Origin of the sequence: Vibrio sp. 070316B (assembly GCF_013114115.1) — a bacterium.
GTDB lineage: Bacteria > Pseudomonadota > Gammaproteobacteria > Enterobacterales > Vibrionaceae > Vibrio > Vibrio chagasii_B.
The window spans coordinates 1-17,036 of sequence record NZ_VTYC01000020.1 but is presented as its reverse complement, the minus strand read 5'-3'; the positions used below and the strand labels follow the sequence as shown (position 1 = coordinate 17,036).

Sequence of the window (17,036 nt, the reverse complement as noted above, 5' to 3'; positions counted from 1 at the left end):
ACACTGAGACAAAACAACGATTGGAGTAAATGATGAGTGACACGCAACGCAAGATTAAATGGGGCATAGCTGGATTAGGTAACATCGCTAACCGCTTTGCGACCGCACTCACCGAGCACTGCTCATTTGGCGAACTCTACGCGGTGTCAGCACGTGACCAATCAAGAGCGGCTCTGTTTGCTAATAAGTTTGATTGCGATAAAGCTTATGGATCTTATGAAGCCATGGCTCAAGATCCCGATGTTGAAGCGGTGTACATTGCCACGGTTCACCCTTATCACAAACCTCTAGCCAAGCTATTTCTCAGCCATAACAAGCACGTATTGGTAGAAAAACCAGCCTTTACCAACCTTGGTGATTGGTTAGAAATGAAAGCTCTGGCAGAGCAAAATGGCGTAATGTTGCTAGAAGCGATGAAGACCGTCGTGTTCCCAGCTTATCGCGAGCTTACAGCATTTTTAACCAGCAACCAGATTAAGCTTGATTCGATAGAAGCCAGCTTTGGTAATGAGCACGACTACGACCCAAACCTGTTTATCTTCAACCCGGATTTAGCCGGCGGAGCAACACTTGATGTTGGAGTGTATGGTCTGTGGTTCTTCTACGATTTATGTCGCACTCTTGGGATTACGCCTTCTATACCTCAAGTCGAAATGTCGAGCCTCTATGAAGGTTCAAATGTAGATACCGATTCGTGCTTCCAGTTCTCCGGAGAGATCAACGCGACAATATCGGCTTCGACGGTAAGAAACCTGCCACGCGCAGCGCGATTAACGGGCCCAGATATCACCATTACGATTAAAGAGAAGTGGTGGAACCCAGCCCATATAACGGTGGAGTACAAACAAGAAACCTTCACCATCGAGCACCCCGTCCAAGGTAATGGGTTCGAGTATCAAATCGAGCACTTCTCGCAACTTGTATTAGAAGGAAAACTTGAGTCTGATATCCTAAGCTCAAAGATAAGTGCACAGGTTCTTGAAACCATGGAAAAAGCGCTCGCTGATGCAGGCTACCAACACTTAACTCAACCTAACGTTTAGGAATTCGAATTGGGCAACCTAAAGCGCAAGCTTGAACTGTACGAAAAGATTTTTCAGGCTTTTGGGCCTGGAGTATCACGCTGCCAAGTCAGTCAAATCGCAACGCTTCTACATGTGAGTGAGCGTCACGTTCAAACCCTACTCAAAGCAATGACAGCGCAAGGCTGGATTGAGTGGCAAGCCAGTTCAGGACGCAATAAAAAGGCACAACTCACGTGTCTGATTGAACCGATGGAAGCGTGCTACCAATACGCACAAAGCCAAGCAGATTCAGGCAATATCGAACAGGTCTTTAATACCTTAAGCTTTAATGGACGCAATGCTGGTACAGAGCTGCAAGCCTTTCTAAATAGCGCTAGTCAATCGGCGCAGAGCGTCGCGTACATTCCCTTTCACCGTGAGCTCGAAGCGCTTCACCCTCAGCGTGTACTCAGACGTACCGAGCGTTTCTTAGTGATGCAGATTTGCCAGCGTCTCACCTCTGTACAGCAAGGCAAGTTATGTGGCGACTTGGCCTATCATTGGCAGCCCAATGAAGATGCAACGATCTGGCGTTTCCAAATGCGTGATGGTGTGCAATTCCACAACGGCCGAACACTGGAAGCTCAAGACATAGCACACAGTCTGACTTTGCTCTCTTCAAGCAAGTTATGGCATCGCTGCTATCAACATATTACTGAAGTCTCTGCGTCTTCAGGCAACATCATCACAATAAAACTCAGCAAGACGGATTGGCATCTACCCCGCTTGCTTGCCAGAGCCGAAGCATCGATTTTTGAACCTAATTCTGTCGAGAGGCTGGTCGGTTCTGGCCCATTCTCATTGGCGATCTTCTCAAACAAGATGCTCAGACTGAACCGCAATGATGCGTATTCAAGTCAGGTTCCGATCCTAAATCGAGTCGAATTATGGGTTTACCCAGAGTGGGCAGAGAGTAAAGCGTGTGCTCAAAATCAGGTGTGCGTAAAAATGCCTGAAAAGACACTCAAAGTTGGCGAATACAGCTGTACACATGCGCGAGTTCACGGCTCTACTTTTTTCAAAATTCAAAATCCAGAGTTGTCTTCTAGCAACCGAACATTCACCGTTGAAGACACCTCGGAATGCCAAGCTTTTTTCAAGCAATCTTCTGCGCCTGGTGAGACCAACCTCACCGTCGAGTATGGAGATTTTTCAACAATAAGAGACGCTGCCTTATGCAGCATTATCGATGAAAACCATTCATTCTCTTCTTGGTTAGGCTTCTTCACCCGTTTCCCTTTCGAAGATTTGTCACTACCCGTTGAAATGCTCGCAACCATCGAACAGGCTTTAACCTCAATTCAATGCGAACCAGACTTTGAGCAAGCCGCCAAAATGCTCTTGAAACTCAAATGCTGGCTATACAAGACTGAAGTTGTGGTCGAGCTTAAGCAAGAGGCATTCAATCTAGAAGTATCTGAAAAAATACGCGGAGCACGAGTAAATGGATTCGGTTGGTGTGACCTCGATAAGTTGTGGGTTAGCCATATTTGATTCTATCTTTAATAGAGATAAGTCATTCTACACATAGACTTACCTTTAACACTCCTCTGCCATAAGCAATGCGTGCGGGTGTTAAGTTACGATGAAACTAGGCTCAACCCTATAGAACCAGTAGAAGGTAAATCATGAATCGACACCTAAAAGGCTCAATACTGCTCCTCAGTGCATTTTCTTTTAGCAGTATGGCAAGCACGACCTGCAACTCACTTACTGGCTGTGAGAAAAAGTTCTGTGAGATCGAGCATCAAATCGAAAAAGCCAAGCAATACAACAATCAATACAAAGTCGACCGACTCACAACGGCATTAAAAGCGGCAAAAGAAAACTGTAGCAACGAAGGTTTGAAAGACGAGATTCTCGAGAAAATTGAATCTAACGAACAAGATTTAGCTGAATACCAAGCCGACTTAGAAAAAGCCAAACAAGACAACAGGTCGGACAAAATTAAAAAGTATCAGCGCAAGATAGAAAAAGAGCAGCGTAAAATTGACGACTTAAAGCAAGAACTGTCTGAAATCCCTTAAATCAAATTCGCACACATCGAAGCAGCTTCAATAAAAACATGGTCTTACTCATTCGTAAGACCATTCGCAAAAGACCGCTATAAACCAGCATCAACGCCAATGGCTTATCCAGCCAACGCCACCATAGACTCTTTATAGATGCGGTTGGCCACCTTGTAGGCGGCAGGTGACGTCAGCCTCTCCTTACATCGGCTCTTAAATTGCTCGATATCGATCGCCTGAGCATCCAATAAGTATGTCAGCTCACTCAACGAGTTAGCCTCAAACACGGCTTGGCCCAGTGGTGTACATGCGTAGCGGCTCGACTCTTGATAGCCAATAGCTGTCAGTACCGATTCCGGTAACTCCCAGAACTTAGCAATGGTATAGGTGAGGCGAATAGAGTAGCTATTAATCAAACGCTTCAAAGCCAATGAGTTAGGTGGCACAGAAGGGTCAACATGTTTGAAAGCCTCCACCATCATTTGGAAAATGATCATCTTACCTAGGTTACGGATCAGCCCAATAAAATAGGCGCTAGCCTGGTCTTCTTGAGACAGCGACTCTTTCATTAACTCCTTTGAAAAAGAAGCCGTTTGGATGCTGTGGTTCCAAATTTTCTCACCGAAATGGCGCCAATAAATATTGTTGCCCGGGGTAAAATTCTTCATGTACGAATTCACTACACCCTCTACCAAACCTTGCGAACCCATATTTAAGAATGCGGTTTTTAGATCGGTTACCTGTTTTTCACTACGTTTGTAGTATGCGCTGTTCGCTAGTTTAATCACATCGGCTGCCATGCTCGGCTCTCGCTCAATCACCCTTAGCAATGCCTCGACATCAAACTCGTCGCCCTGTAATTCACCCATTAATGTCGTGACAGAAGCAGGCATCACAGGCAATTCATTGAGAAGCGCTTTAGGAGAACGAATTAAACGTTCAACTTGGCTGGCCACAAAGTCGCTAAATGGATCAGATTCCGTTCGCAGACGTGACTCTCCAAACAGATAATCAAGAAATTCACCATCGTGAAGGCTTATCGTTTTATCGACAATGAGTGATGATGGCTGCGCAGACGAAGGCGGAACAAAGATTGAAGTGCGAGGAGTGGTTTGCTCTGCTTTATCGTTTTCTTGCTCAGAGGTGGTTTTTTGGGAGGTAGCTTGTTGAGAGGCACTTTTTGAACAATAACTTTGATTACTTTGATTAGCAACGAAAGGGGAAAATAGCGCCTGCAATACCCTTTTAAACATCAATACAGCTCCTAGATGAATACAACATAGACCGGGATATATAACGGCGGTGATTATCGCACAGACAACTCATAAACCATACAGTGATAAATGAATCATTAATCTTTTAGCTGTATAGGATCTGTTACCCAACAATTTGCTCAGCTCCTCGGTATTCGCCAGGAACAAAAAGAGCGAGCAAATAAAGCTTGCTCACTCTTCCATCAATCTAAATTGTGAAGCTGACTAAAACTAGCGCTCTGCTACTTCTAGTACGATCTTACCGACGTGTTTTTTCTTCAAAAATTCATCTTGTGCAGTATGAATTTCAGCCAACGGGAAAGATTCCGCAACAATCGCCTTAATCTGATGTTTCTCAATGCGGTTAACCAAGTTTTGGAATACTTGCGGTTCTAAAACTGTGCAACCAAAAAAGCTAAGGTCTTTCAGGTACAGAGTACGAACATCAAGCTCGACCATCGCACCACCAATCGCACCAGATACGGCATAACGGCCATGCGGTTTTAGAACTTCAAGAAACTCTGGCCACTTGTCACCGGCGACCAAATCAATCACAACGTTAACGCTGCTTTCACCCAAGACTGCGACCAAATCAGCATCACGAGCAATCACCTCATCAGCTCCCAATTCAAGTAGCTGTTGGTTCTTGCTTGGGCTAGTAATCGCAATCACGTAAGCACCGCGCGCTTTCGCCAATTGAATCGCCGCCGAGCCCACACCGCCCGATGCACCAGAGATAAGCACGCGATCACCTTCAGCCACATTCGCGCGAGTTAGCATGTTCTCTGCCGTTGAGTAAGAACATGGGAAAGATGCTAGTTCAACATCCGACATGGTGCTGTTCACCGCATAAGCGTGCTTCGCTGCAACTTTGGTGTATTCAGCGAACCCACCATCGCACTCAGAACCGAAATACCATGGCTGTGGCAGATCTCGTCCGTATACTTCTGTTAAACAAGGTTCGATAAGAACACGCTCACCAATACGGTCAGCAGAGACTTCATTACCGACTGCTACGATGAAACCACACACGTCAGCACCTTGGATACGAGGGAACTTCAAGGCTTCACCCGACCAACTTGCATCGTCTGAGTCATCGCTTTTTGAGTACCAGCCGATTCGTGTGTTGATATCGGTATTGTTAACGCCTGCTGCCATCACTTTGATCAGCACTTCATTAGGTTCGATTTGAGGAACCGCGATATCTTCGCGGTAGCCAAGCATTTCTGCTCCGCCGTGCCCCAACATCTCTATGCCTTTCATTGTTTTCGGTATTTCGAATTTCATCGTGTTTCCTCGAGTAATTTTGTAACCATATTCTGTGCTGATGCCACCGCTTCTTCGCCTAATACTGGCCACGCGCTTGATACGCCTTCATGAAGTAAAAACAGTGGTGTCGCGAGATCATCTCGCAGGCTCTGCTTGCCTATTAGCAAACGGACTTGTTCTTTATGCTGTGTAACCGCTTGGCTGATAAGCTCATTATCGGGAAACGCGGCCATCGCATTCATCGACATACACCCGTGCGGCGCATACTCTTCTAACCATTGATGGAGCTTGTTGAAGATATGAGTAACCGATTCGAGGCCCTTTTCAGGTGACGTTTCCAACAAGAAATCTAGGTAACGTTGGTGTCGATATTCCAAGGCACCAACGATCATCGCTTCTTTTGAAGGGAAGTGTTTATAAAGGGTTCTTAGGCTCACACCACACGCGGTTTTCAGCTGTGCAACGCTCGGTTCCGCAAAACCTTGTTGGCTGAACGCCACTTCAAGGCTTGCTGCAATCTGTTCTCTCAACATAGTGCTCTCTTAATACCCGACAACCGGTAGAATGATTGTTCTACATACAGAGTAGAACAACCATTCTACCCATGTCAATCATAGACACAATCTTCAAGAGGACCAGATACAAAAAAACCAGAACATAGGTTCTGGTTTTAACAGGGAATTTTATAGCTAGAATCAGTGGTTACTTAGTATAAAAAGCACGTTTCAATGCCATCTCTAAACCGCGTACTTCAGCCAAGCCTTTCAATCGACCAATTGCCGAGTAACCTGGGTTCGTGGTTTTCTTCAGGTCATCCAGCATTTGATGACCGTGGTCCGGACGCATTGGAATTAAGCGATGGTCACCCACCTCTGCACGACGATTCTCTTCATCCAAGATAGCCATTACAACGTTGTACATGTCCACATCACCATCTAGGTGCGCTGCTTCGTGGAATGTCATTGGGTTGCTCTCTTCACGCTTGGTAGAACGCAGGTGCGTAAAGTAGATTCGGTCACCGTGCTTTTTGATCATGTTAACCAGATCATTGTCGCCACGCACACCGTATGACCCGGTACACATCGTCAAACCATTCATTTTGCTCGGCACATGTTCGGTCAACCAATCAATGTCTTCGATCGTAGAAACGATACGAGGCAAGCCTAGAATTGGACGCGGTGGATCGTCTGGGTGAACCGCCATCTTCAAACCATTCGCATCACAGACTGGCATCAGCTCAGCGAGGAAGTAAGACATGTGCTCACGTAGCTTGTCTTTGTCGATTCCCGCATAGCGATCCAGCTGTGCTTGAAACGCTTCTAGTGTGTAACCTTCTTCAGCGCCTGGCAGGCCAGCGATGATGTTATTAGTCAGTCGCTGAATTTGCTCTGGCGTCATGTTGTTGAAGTAATCCAACGCTTGCGCTTGCTCTGACTCTGAATAGTCCGATTCTGCACCCGGGCGCTTCAAGATATGCAGCTCAAATGCCGCAAATGCGATTTGGTCAAAACGCAGTGCGCGAGAGCCATCAGGCATTTCAAATTCTAAGTCAGTACGTGTCCAGTCCAACACGGGCATGAAGTTATAACAAACCGTATCGATGCCACACTCAGCAAGGTTAGACAGAGTTTGCTTATAGTTATCAATCCACTGCTGGTAGTTGCCAGTTTGAGTTTTGATCTCTTCGTGCACAGGCACGCTTTCTACAACCGACCACGTTAAACCTTTCTCTTCGATAATGGCTTTACGCTTAAGGATTTCTTCTTTTGTCCAAACTTCACCATTTGGAATATGGTGCAGTGCATTCACAATACCAGTTGCGCCCGCTTGACGAATATCGTCTAGCGAAACTTGATCATTAGGGCCGTACCAACGCCACGTTTGTTCCATGAGACTTACCTTTCTTTAAGACGCACTTAGCCGGCTCGAATTAATCAAGCTAAATGCAATAACGACTTCTTAATGGCAGCAATGACAATTACTGCCCGAGATAGCACCGGTCTACGCCGGTCTAAAGACGATTACCTATTAATAACCTAGTGAATGAACCAGCTTCCAAAAGGAGTTTTGTCGCTGAATTCAACGTTAGCTTTCAGGACTAACTTTCCGTGCTAAGTAGCACCACTGGGTTAGAACTAAATAAGTAACCATCAAAGTTTGGGTCATCAATGTCTGACAACGCTAACAAACGCTGTTTAACATTCTCAAGGTGTTGCCACATTGCGTTCTTAGCAGCGACAGGGTCTTTGCGCTGTAAGGCGGCGAGGATACGAGCGTGATCATCTAACCATTCTTCACGGTAATCTTGACCACTGATGTGAGAGTGGAGTTTATTCCACATTGGACTCTTTTCGCGTCTATCCCAGGATTGTTTCAGCATATCTACCAGCACAGAGTTTTGAGTGGCCTCTGCAATACACATGTGAAATCTTTCATCTCCGCTGCAATCGGTGGTGCCGCTTGCAAGCTCTTCGCGCTCGAGTTCGAGTGCAGAGCGCATCTTAATGATGTCGCCCGGAGTGACCTGAGTTGCCGCAAACTCCGCGATATTACTTTCCAGTAATTGGCGGGCCTGCAGCATCTCGAATGGACCAGCGTCATCGCTGACCACATTCTCGCGAGAATGAGTTGGAATGTTCAGGACATAAACACCCGACCCTTTTTTCACCTCAACTAAGTTTTCTAACTCCAGCATGATGATTGCTTCACGCACTACCGTGCGACTGACGTCTAAACGTTCAGCAATATCGCGTTCTGGTGGCAACCTATCTCCGACCTTATACAGACCTTCAATCAGTTCTCTTCTTAGTACTAACCCTATCTCCTGATAAGGTCTTTTCGGCTCGAAAGGCATCATGATGATATTGTCGCTTCTTTCCATTGTATTTCTCTCGCCATCATAATGACCAAATATAATTGGTCAACCTCTATATCCTAAAATGCAGTAACACCTTGTTTTTGTATTACTATTTTTTCTATATTTGCTAGTTATTCAACAGACTGAATACGGTCAATAAGAGCACTCAACTCTGGATTCGTTTTCTCTAGATCGTCATACATTGGTTGTACCGCGAGTGCGAATGCAGCCTTGTCTGGCTCCACAAAAGTAACGCCCATTTTCTCAGCTTTAGCACGCTCTTTTGCTTCCGATTCAGCCCATAGTTTTTTCATCAATTCAGATGAATCACTTGCCGCTTTCATTAGCGCATCTTGTTGTTCTGTAGTCAGTTTATCGTATGCTTTGGTTGAGATAACCAACACATCCGGAACCATCGTATGCTCATCTAAGCTGAAGTATTTAGACACTTCACTGTGACGGCTCAAGCTGAAAGAAGGAATGTTATTTTCAGCCGCATCCACTACACCTTGCTGCAGTGCTGTGTACAACTCACCGTAAGCTAGTGGCGTTGGGTTACCGCCTAACGCTTTCACCATCGCAATTGCTGATGGGCTTGGTTGAACACGAACTTTCAAACCTTTCAGATCTTCTGGTGTGTTAATTGGCTTGTTGGTATAGAAGCTACGCGCACCAGCGTCGTAGTAAGTCACACCAATAAAGCCGCTATCACGAGAAGAGTTAAGAATGTCACGGCCTACTTCACCATCCGTCACACTGTAGTAGTGCGCTTGATCGCGGAATAAGTAAGGCATGTTGAATGATGAATAAGCAGGAGAAAAAGCTTCTAGCTCAGCAGCATTACTTTTCACCATATCTAAAGCGCCGTTCTGCATCAGCTCCATAGATTCACGCTGTGTACCCAATTGAGCATCAGGGTAAATACGAATACGCACCTCACCATCCGTCAATTCACGTACTTCTTTCGCCATAAACGTCATCGCTTCATGTACTGCATGGTCACGAGGGTGGTTATGGCTCAGTTTCAATGTTGTCGCTGCATAAGCAGAAGCTGTTGCTCCAAAAGTGAAAGCAGCACCGACAACCGCACTAATCAAAGTTTTACGCGTCATCATCATTCTTATTCTCCGTGGATTGGTTATCCAAAATGTAGGGTGTTTTTTGTTATGGGCTCATATTGGGGCTCAAAAAAGGAACCGTCAAAGCTGAAATTAAAATTGATTGACCAATATCACAATAAAAACCCATAAATTGGTCAACCAAAATCATTTGTGAAGTTGCTCACGCCAACCAAAAAATGAATAGCTTATGATTCAGCCAGATTTTTGAACATCCCATCCCTACATAGAAACAATTTCTTACATTGGTAAACCAATTGTTATGAGATACGCAATTTTGTTGAAAGGAAATAAACATGAATAAATTGGTCAGTTACATAAATAGAGGGTTGGCCGCCTTTACAGTGTCTCTATCGTCTTTCTTAGTACTGTGTGTGATATGGCAGGTTTTATCCCGCTATGTTATTGGCAAACCAAGTACTGTTACCGACGAGCTCGCGCGTTATCTCTTTATGTGGGTAGCCTTAATTGGTGCTGCTTACACTACGGGTCTGAAACGCCACCTTGCCATCGACCTGCTTACGATGAAGCTGACTGGCAAACGCAAATTAATCAACGAAATCGTTATCCAAATAGCCATCGCTTCTTTCTCTTATATCGTTCTGGTACACGGTGGAAGCCAACTTGCTGCTAAAACGCTTGCGATGGGACAGCTGACTCCCGCTCTAGGTTTAGAAATGGGCTACATCTACTTCTGCTTACCGATTAGTGGCGCTTTGATGATTTTTTACTCCGTCGTATTTACCTACGCACGCGTTAAACAATTAATGTCAGGTGACGATTTGATCACCGACTCACAACTTGATTGATAGAAGGATTTCACAATGGAATGGCAAGTAATACTGACCTTATTCGGTAGTTTCGCTGTACTGCTTACAATCGGTGTACCGGTCTCTTTTGCGATTGGTTTATCGTCACTGGCAACCATCTTAATGAGCTTACCGCTTGAGCCTGCAATCGCTGTAGTTGCTCAACGTATGGCCGCTGGCCTTGATAACTTTGCTCTACTGGCAATCCCGTTCTTCATTTTGGCGGGCAACATCATGAACCAAGGCGGCATAGCACTGCGTTTGATCAACTTTGCAAAAGTGTTGGGTGGCCGTCTACCGGGTTCATTGGCACACGTAAACGTGATGGCAAACATGATGTTTGGTTCTATCTCAGGCTCAGCGGTTGCATCGGCGGCTGCAGTTGGTGGCACCATGTCTCCTCTGCAAAAGAAAGATGGCTACGATGAAAACTTCTCTGCTGCGGTAAACATTACTTCGTGTCCTACTGGTCTATTGATTCCGCCAAGTAACACGCTGATCGTTTTTTCGTTGGTTTCTGGTGGTACTTCAATTGCGGCGCTGTTCTTAGCGGGCTACATCCCAGGTATCTTGATGGGATTAAGTATCATGATTGTGGCGGGTATCATCGCGAAACGTCGCGGTTACCCAGTGGCAGCGCGTCCTTCATTAACAATGGTTTGGGATACCTTCCTAAAAGCGGCACCTTCTTTAGCACTGATCGGCATCATCATGGGCGGCATCATTGGCGGTATCTTTACTGCAACTGAGGCTTCCGCAATTGCTGTGGTATACACGTTTGTTTTAGCTGTGCTTGTCTACCGTGAAGTGAAATGGCGTGATATCCCAAAGATCATCCTTGAGTCTGCAGTAACAACGTCTATCGTTCTATTACTTGTTGGGGCATCAATGGGCATGTCTTGGGCAATGGCGAACGCCGATGTGCCTTACATGATTGCTGATGCATTACTGGCGGTTTCTGATAACCCGCTAATGATTCTATTGATCATCAACATCATTCTGCTGATTGTGGGTATCTTCATGGATATGACACCAGCGGTACTGATCTTCACACCAATCTTCTTACCAATCGCGCTAGACCTAGGCATCGACCCTGTGCACTTCGGCATCATGATGACTTTCAACCTTGCTATCGGTATCTGTACGCCGCCAGTGGGTAGTGCTCTATTCATCGGTTGTTCGGTTGCCAACATTGCCATCGACAAAGTCATCAAACCTTTGCTGCCATTCTATGCAGCACTGATTGCAGCCTTGATGGCCGTTACTTTTATCCCTGAGCTGAGCTTGTTCCTACCTGAATTAGTACTGGGCTACGGTTCGTAATTTGGTCACAGATACATTCTAGGACTGCTAAACACTCAAACGTATAATCAAATAATAAAATCCCGTTGGTTCGCTGGCGGGAAAAGGAACTGAATAATGAAGACTGTTGCTAACTCTACGCTGCCAAACACTGTATTACGACCTGACTACGACCGTTCTGCACTCCAAAGCCGTATTGTGCACCTAGGTTTTGGTGCCTTTCATCGTGCGCACCAAGCGCTATTCACCAATGAAATGCTCAGCAAAACCAATACTGATTGGGGCATTTGTGAGATAAACCTATTCGGCGGCGAAGACCTAATTGAATCACTTCGCGCGCAAGACCACCTTTACACCGTAGCTGAAAAAGGCGCTGAATCCACAGACGTTAAAGTGGTCGGCTCAGTGACAGAATCTCTTCATCCAAGCTTAGACGGCATTAAAACCGTATTAGAAAAAATGGCAGAGCCTCAAGTCGCTATCGTGTCTATGACCATCACAGAAAAAGGCTACTGCGCTGACCCTGCGACCGGAAAACTCGACAAAAATAACCCATTAGTCATCGCAGACCTAGCTAACCCAACTCAACCGAAATCTGCGCTTGGCTATATTGTCCAAGCCCTAAAAGTTCGCCGCGAACGTGGCTTAACACCATTCACGGTGATGTCTTGCGACAACGTGCAAGAGAACGGTCATGTAGCAAAAGCAGCGATCATTGAGTTTGCTCAACTGCTTGACCCAGAATTACGTGATTGGATTGAAACTAATGTCACCTTCCCATGCACTATGGTTGACCGCATCGTACCTGCAGCAACAGAAGAAACACTGACAGAAATTGCAGAACTGCTTGGTTGTGAAGACCCATGTGCTATCGCCTGTGAACCCTTCCGCCAATGGGTGATTGAAGATAACTTTGTGGCAGGTCGTCCAGATTGGAATGTCGCTGGCGCAGAGTTCGTCGAAGATGTAGTGCCTTACGAAGAAATGAAACTGCGCATGCTCAATGGCAGTCACTCTTTCCTTGCTTACCTTGGATACCTTGGTGGCTACGACCATATTTCCGACACCATGACAGATGCAGGCTACCGAAAAGCCGCTTTTGACATGATGATGAAATCACAAGCACCTTCGTTAACGATGCCTGAAGGGACTGATTTAGAAGGTTACGCAAGCTTGCTGATCAACCGTTTCACTAACCCAAGCTTGAAGCATAAGACCTGGCAGATTGCGATGGATGGCAGCCAGAAGATCCCTCAACGTATGGGTGGCAGCTTGCAATTCCATTTAGAGCAAGGCTCAGATTTCTCGTGGCTTGCAACCGCTATCGCTGGCTGGATGCGTTATGTATCTGGCGTGGACGAGCAAGGTAATGAGATTGATGTTCGCGATCCAATGGCGGATACACTTCGCCAAATCTGCGACCAGCATGGGCTCAATGTATCTGTGGTTCCGGCATTGCTTGCGGTTGAAGCGATTTTCCCTGCTGAGCTAGGCCAAAACCCGCAGGTCATTGATGCAGTAAGTTCTGCGTATCAATCACTAATTGAACACGGTGCCGTTGTGACCGTGGCTGCGTTATAAGGAGTACAAGCAATGAAAAATTTCTTATGTGAAGACTTTTTGCTGTCGAATGAGACTGCACGCCGTTTGTACCACGAACACGCAAGCCACCAGCCGATTTATGACTATCACTGCCACCTAAACCCGGCAGAAGTGGCTCAAGATCGTCAGTTCGAAAACATGTCTAAGATTTGGCTTGAAGGTGACCACTACAAATGGCGTGGTATGCGTTCAGCAGGGATTAATGAGCGTCTGATTACTGGAGGCGCAAGCGATTATGATAAGTTCATGGCATGGGCTAGAACCGTCCCTCAAACCTTGGGCAACCCACTTTACCACTGGACTCATTTAGAACTACGCCGCCCATTTGGTATTACTGGCACTCTCTTTGGTCCAGAAACCGCAGACCAAATTTGGCACCAATGCAACGAGCTATTAGCAACACCAGAATTTAGTGCTCGCGGCATCATGAAGCAAATGAATGTGGTGATGGCAGGTACGACAGACGATCCAATTGATTCTCTTGAACACCATAAAGCGATCGCTCAAGACAGTTCATTTGATGTGAAGGTTCTACCAAGCTGGCGCCCAGATAAAGCGTTCAAAATTGAACTTGATGGCTTTGCTGATTACCTACAAAAATTAAGCATGGTTGCTGACGTTGAGATCACTCGCTTCCATCATCTCTTGAGTGCTTTAGACAGCCGCCTAACGCATTTCAACGACCATGGTTGCCGTGCAGCAGACCACGGTATTGAAGTGGTTCGCTACGCACCTATTCCATCAGAATCGGATTTGGATGCCCTGTTAGCTCGACGCCTCAATGGCGAAACACTCACCGATCTAGAATGTGCACAGTTTTCAACAGCGGTTCAAGTGTGGTTAGGCAAGCGCTACGCCGCAATGGGTTGGGTAATGCAGCTTCACATTGGTGCTCAGCGCAATAACAACACGCGTATGTTCCAACTGTTAGGCGCAGATGCGGGGTTTGATTCGATTAGCGATAAGACATTTGCCTTCGAATTGGCGCATCTGTTGGACGAAATGGATCAAAGCAATGAATTACCTCGCACCATCCTTTACTGCTTAAACCCTCGCGATAACGAGATGATGGCAACTATGATTGGTAACTTCCAAGGTGGCGGCATCGCGGGCAAAGTTCAGTTTGGTTCTGGTTGGTGGTTCAACGATCAGAAGGACGGCATGCAACGCCAAATGGAGCAGCTATCTCAGCTTGGTCTGTTTAGCCAGTTTGTCGGCATGCTGACTGACTCTCGCAGCTTCTTGTCGTACACACGCCACGAATACTTCCGCCGAATTCTGTGTGACATGCTTGGTCGTTGGGCTGAAAACGGCGAGGTGCCAAACGACATGTCACTGCTTGGCCCTATGGTCGAGGACATCTGCTTTGGTAACGCAAAACGCTACTTCGAAGAGAGGGCGTAACCCATGAAACATATCGCCATTATTGGTGAGTGCATGATCGAGCTGAACGGTAAACCGTTCGGCTCAATGCATCAAACGTTTGGCGGAGACACGCTCAATGCTGCGGTCTATTTAAGCCGGGGCTGCGAGGCCAACCTCAATCAAGATGACATCAAAGTGTCCTACGTCACGGCTTTGGGCGTAGACCCGATTAGCAAGGGAATGTTAGAACGCTGGCAACAAGAAGGGGTGTCAACTGACCTAGTTCTGCAAGACAGCCAACGTACTCCAGGTCTGTACCTAATTCAGCTTGATGACGCAGGTGAACGTACCTTTCTGTATTGGAGAAACCAATCAGCTGCACGCTACCTGCTGCAGCACCCAGATTTCAATCAGATAAAACAGACACTGCGCAATGTCGATATGATCTTTCTCAGCGGTATCACATTAGCGATTCTGCCTGAGCAAGATCGTATCGAGCTATTGAACATCTTGGTTGAGTTGAAGATACAAGGCGTTGAGATCGCCTTCGACAGTAACTTCCGCCCTGCACTTTGGCCACAGGACGAAAACCAAACCGTCAAAAACAGCTACCAAGCCATGTATACATTGACGGATTTAGCATTGGTGACATTCGATGATGAACAGTTAATTTGGGGAGATAGCTCTCCAGAACAAACTATTGAGCGTCTAACTGCACTGGGTGTTAAGCGATGCATCGTTAAACTGGGTCCCAATGGTTGTCTCATTCAAGATGCCATCACTCAAAGTGACATAAATCCAGATTCTGGTACCGCTTCGGCTCCACGGGCGGTGCCGACCCTACCTGTTGAGCACGTCGTTGATACGACCTCAGCAGGAGACTCATTCAATGGCGGATTTTTATCTGCTTACCTTGCGGGCGAAGACTTAACAAAGTCATGCCAGCGCGGTAATGCCATGGCAGGCGTCGTTATCCAACATCGTGGTGCCATTATTGCAAAAGAACTAACTCAAGCGGCCATCACAGCCATTTAAGGAATACCAATGTCTAACATCAAACAACAACTAAAAACACTGAAAGTTATCCCTGTGATCGCTATCGACAACGCTGAAGACATCATCCCCTTGGGTAAAGTGTTGGCTGAAAATGGCTTACCGGCAGCAGAAATTACGTTCCGTTCTGAGGCTGCAGTTGAAGCTATTCGTCTACTTCGTAAATCACAACCAGATATGTTGATCGGCGCTGGCACTGTGCTCAATCGTGAGCAAGCTATCGCCGCTAAAGAAGCGGGCGCAACGTTCGTCGTTTCTCCAGGATTTAACCCAAACACGGTAAGAGCCTGCCAAGAGATTGGTATTGATATCATTCCTGGGGTCAACAACCCGAGCACAGTAGAAGCCGCTCTAGAAATGGGATTAACCACATTGAAATTCTTCCCAGCGGAAGCATCAGGTGGCATCAACATGGTTAAGTCACTTCTTGCGCCTTACACGGATATTGAGATCATGCCAACAGGTGGTATTAATCCAAACAATATTAAAGACTACCTAGCGATACCTCGCGTACTCGCATGTGGTGGTACTTGGATGGTGGATAAGAAGCTGATTGAAGAAGGCAATTGGGAAGAGCTGGCTCATTTGACTCGTGAAGCCGTTAAGTTAGTCAATTAACCCTAATGCAATAGCAACTCTAACGTTATATCTAGCCCTCCTTTTGGAGGGTTATTTTATGGTTGAGCATTATTCTCTCAAAGTTAATATTTGATCGTGCTCGATAGCATCTAAAAATAAAGGCTAAATATGGAAAACTGGATAACACAAGGAGTTGGCGGCCTGGCTTTTTGTATCGGTGTAATGGCCTTTTGGCAAAAAGATGATATGCGTTTTCGCTATCAAATGATGATATTTTGTTTTGTCATGAGTATTCATTTCATATTAATGGGTGCAATAGTAGCCGCTATAGGTGTCATTATTAATGCTATTCGAAGCTACGTATCGATAAAAACTCAATCACGCAAAGTGATGTGGTTCTTTATCGTATTAATGTGGTGTATGACTTTGCCCAACATGAACCATTTCTTTGAGTTTATTACGGTTGTTGGTTCATCCGTTGCGACATGGGCACTCTTTTCAAGACAAGGAATCGCCTTGAGATCATTGATCTTATTCAATTCCTTCTGTTGGGCTAGCCATAACATTTGGATTGGTTCGATTGGCGGGTCCTTTGTCGAAATCACCTTTATTGTCACCAACATGGTCACTATCTATCGTTTACATCAGCGCAGATTGTTAACTATAAAATAGGCAATATATTTTTTATTCTAGATTTAAAATATGGAAGTAATACATCACTAATTAAATTGGAAATTAATTGGATATCAAAAAATT

16 protein-coding genes are annotated in these 17,036 nt (G+C 45.8%); 10 read left to right on the top strand and 6 right to left on the bottom strand.

The features are described 5' to 3' along the window. The first annotated feature begins 32 nt into the window (after window positions 1-32). The 3 genes from F0251_RS15315 to F0251_RS15305 all read left to right on the top strand — a co-directional run bounded on the left by F0251_RS15315 (window position 33) and on the right by F0251_RS15305 (window position 3,091). A complete protein-coding gene (locus F0251_RS15315) occupies window positions 33-1,043 on the top strand; it encodes a Gfo/Idh/MocA family protein (protein WP_171731278.1) in 1,011 nt (336 codons plus the stop codon). A 9-nt stretch (window positions 1,044-1,052) separates the two neighbouring features. Then, complete coding sequence (locus F0251_RS15310) at window positions 1,053-2,558, top strand: SgrR family transcriptional regulator (protein ID WP_171731277.1); 1,506 nt, start codon at window positions 1,053-1,055, stop codon at window positions 2,556-2,558. Between the two features lie 134 nt (window positions 2,559-2,692). After that, the gene (locus F0251_RS15305) at window positions 2,693-3,091 is read left to right on the top strand and encodes a DUF1090 domain-containing protein (protein WP_105058525.1); all 399 of its coding nucleotides are present in this window, start codon (window positions 2,693-2,695) and stop codon (window positions 3,089-3,091) included. 104 nt (window positions 3,092-3,195) lie between these two features. On the opposite strand, the gene F0251_RS15300 is transcribed toward F0251_RS15305, so the two are convergent. The 6 genes from F0251_RS15300 to F0251_RS15275 all read right to left on the bottom strand — a co-directional run bounded on the left by F0251_RS15300 (window position 3,196) and on the right by F0251_RS15275 (window position 9,567). Continuing rightward, window positions 3,196-4,326 (bottom strand): HDOD domain-containing protein, encoded by a 1,131-nt coding sequence (locus tag F0251_RS15300; RefSeq protein WP_171731276.1) that lies wholly within the window; start codon window positions 4,324-4,326, stop codon window positions 3,196-3,198. Between the two features lie 231 nt (window positions 4,327-4,557). Then, a complete protein-coding gene (locus tag F0251_RS15295; protein WP_061032040.1) occupies window positions 4,558-5,613 on the bottom strand; it encodes an alcohol dehydrogenase family protein in 1,056 nt (351 codons plus the stop codon). Beyond that, window positions 5,610-6,128, bottom strand: coding sequence for a TetR/AcrR family transcriptional regulator (locus tag F0251_RS15290; RefSeq protein ID WP_116871198.1), 519 nt, complete (start codon window positions 6,126-6,128; stop codon window positions 5,610-5,612). The genes F0251_RS15295 and F0251_RS15290 overlap by 4 nt, the downstream gene beginning before the upstream one ends. 169 nt (window positions 6,129-6,297) lie before the next feature. Beyond that, the gene (gene uxuA, locus F0251_RS15285; protein WP_171731275.1) at window positions 6,298-7,485 is read right to left on the bottom strand and encodes a mannonate dehydratase; all 1,188 of its coding nucleotides are present in this window, start codon (window positions 7,483-7,485) and stop codon (window positions 6,298-6,300) included. Between the two features lie 208 nt (window positions 7,486-7,693). Then, window positions 7,694-8,476, bottom strand: a complete 783-nt coding sequence (locus F0251_RS15280; RefSeq protein ID WP_048660902.1) for an FCD domain-containing protein — start codon at window positions 8,474-8,476, stop codon at window positions 7,694-7,696. A 107-nt stretch (window positions 8,477-8,583) separates the two neighbouring features. Beyond that, the gene (locus tag F0251_RS15275) at window positions 8,584-9,567 is read right to left on the bottom strand and encodes a TRAP transporter substrate-binding protein (protein ID WP_060981131.1); all 984 of its coding nucleotides are present in this window, start codon (window positions 9,565-9,567) and stop codon (window positions 8,584-8,586) included. A gap of 299 nt (window positions 9,568-9,866) precedes the next feature. Here F0251_RS15275 and F0251_RS15270 point away from each other — a divergent pair, with 299 nt between their 5' ends. The 7 genes from F0251_RS15270 to F0251_RS15240 all read left to right on the top strand — a co-directional run bounded on the left by F0251_RS15270 (window position 9,867) and on the right by F0251_RS15240 (window position 16,952). Beyond that, window positions 9,867-10,379 (top strand): TRAP transporter small permease, encoded by a 513-nt coding sequence (locus F0251_RS15270; RefSeq protein WP_171731274.1) that lies wholly within the window; start codon window positions 9,867-9,869, stop codon window positions 10,377-10,379. Window positions 10,380-10,394: 15 nt separating this feature from the next. After that, on the top strand, window positions 10,395-11,702 hold the full coding sequence (locus tag F0251_RS15265; protein WP_171731273.1) for a TRAP transporter large permease: 1,308 nt from the start codon (window positions 10,395-10,397) through the stop codon (window positions 11,700-11,702). Between the two features lie 96 nt (window positions 11,703-11,798). Beyond that, window positions 11,799-13,262, top strand: a complete 1,464-nt coding sequence (locus F0251_RS15260; RefSeq protein ID WP_171731272.1) for a fructuronate reductase — start codon at window positions 11,799-11,801, stop codon at window positions 13,260-13,262. Between the two features lie 12 nt (window positions 13,263-13,274). After that, window positions 13,275-14,687 (top strand): glucuronate isomerase, encoded by a 1,413-nt coding sequence (uxaC, locus tag F0251_RS15255; protein ID WP_171731271.1) that lies wholly within the window; start codon window positions 13,275-13,277, stop codon window positions 14,685-14,687. Between the two features lie 3 nt (window positions 14,688-14,690). After that, window positions 14,691-15,683 (top strand): sugar kinase, encoded by a 993-nt coding sequence (locus F0251_RS15250; protein WP_171731270.1) that lies wholly within the window; start codon window positions 14,691-14,693, stop codon window positions 15,681-15,683. Window positions 15,684-15,692: 9 nt separating this feature from the next. Further along, complete coding sequence (locus tag F0251_RS15245) at window positions 15,693-16,319, top strand: bifunctional 4-hydroxy-2-oxoglutarate aldolase/2-dehydro-3-deoxy-phosphogluconate aldolase (RefSeq protein WP_171731269.1); 627 nt, start codon at window positions 15,693-15,695, stop codon at window positions 16,317-16,319. A gap of 129 nt (window positions 16,320-16,448) precedes the next feature. Next, window positions 16,449-16,952 carry a YgjV family protein gene (locus F0251_RS15240; protein ID WP_171731268.1) on the top strand — a complete coding sequence of 168 codons (504 nt, stop codon included), beginning with the start codon at window positions 16,449-16,451 and terminating at the stop codon, window positions 16,950-16,952. Window positions 16,953-17,036: the final 84 nt, after the last annotated feature.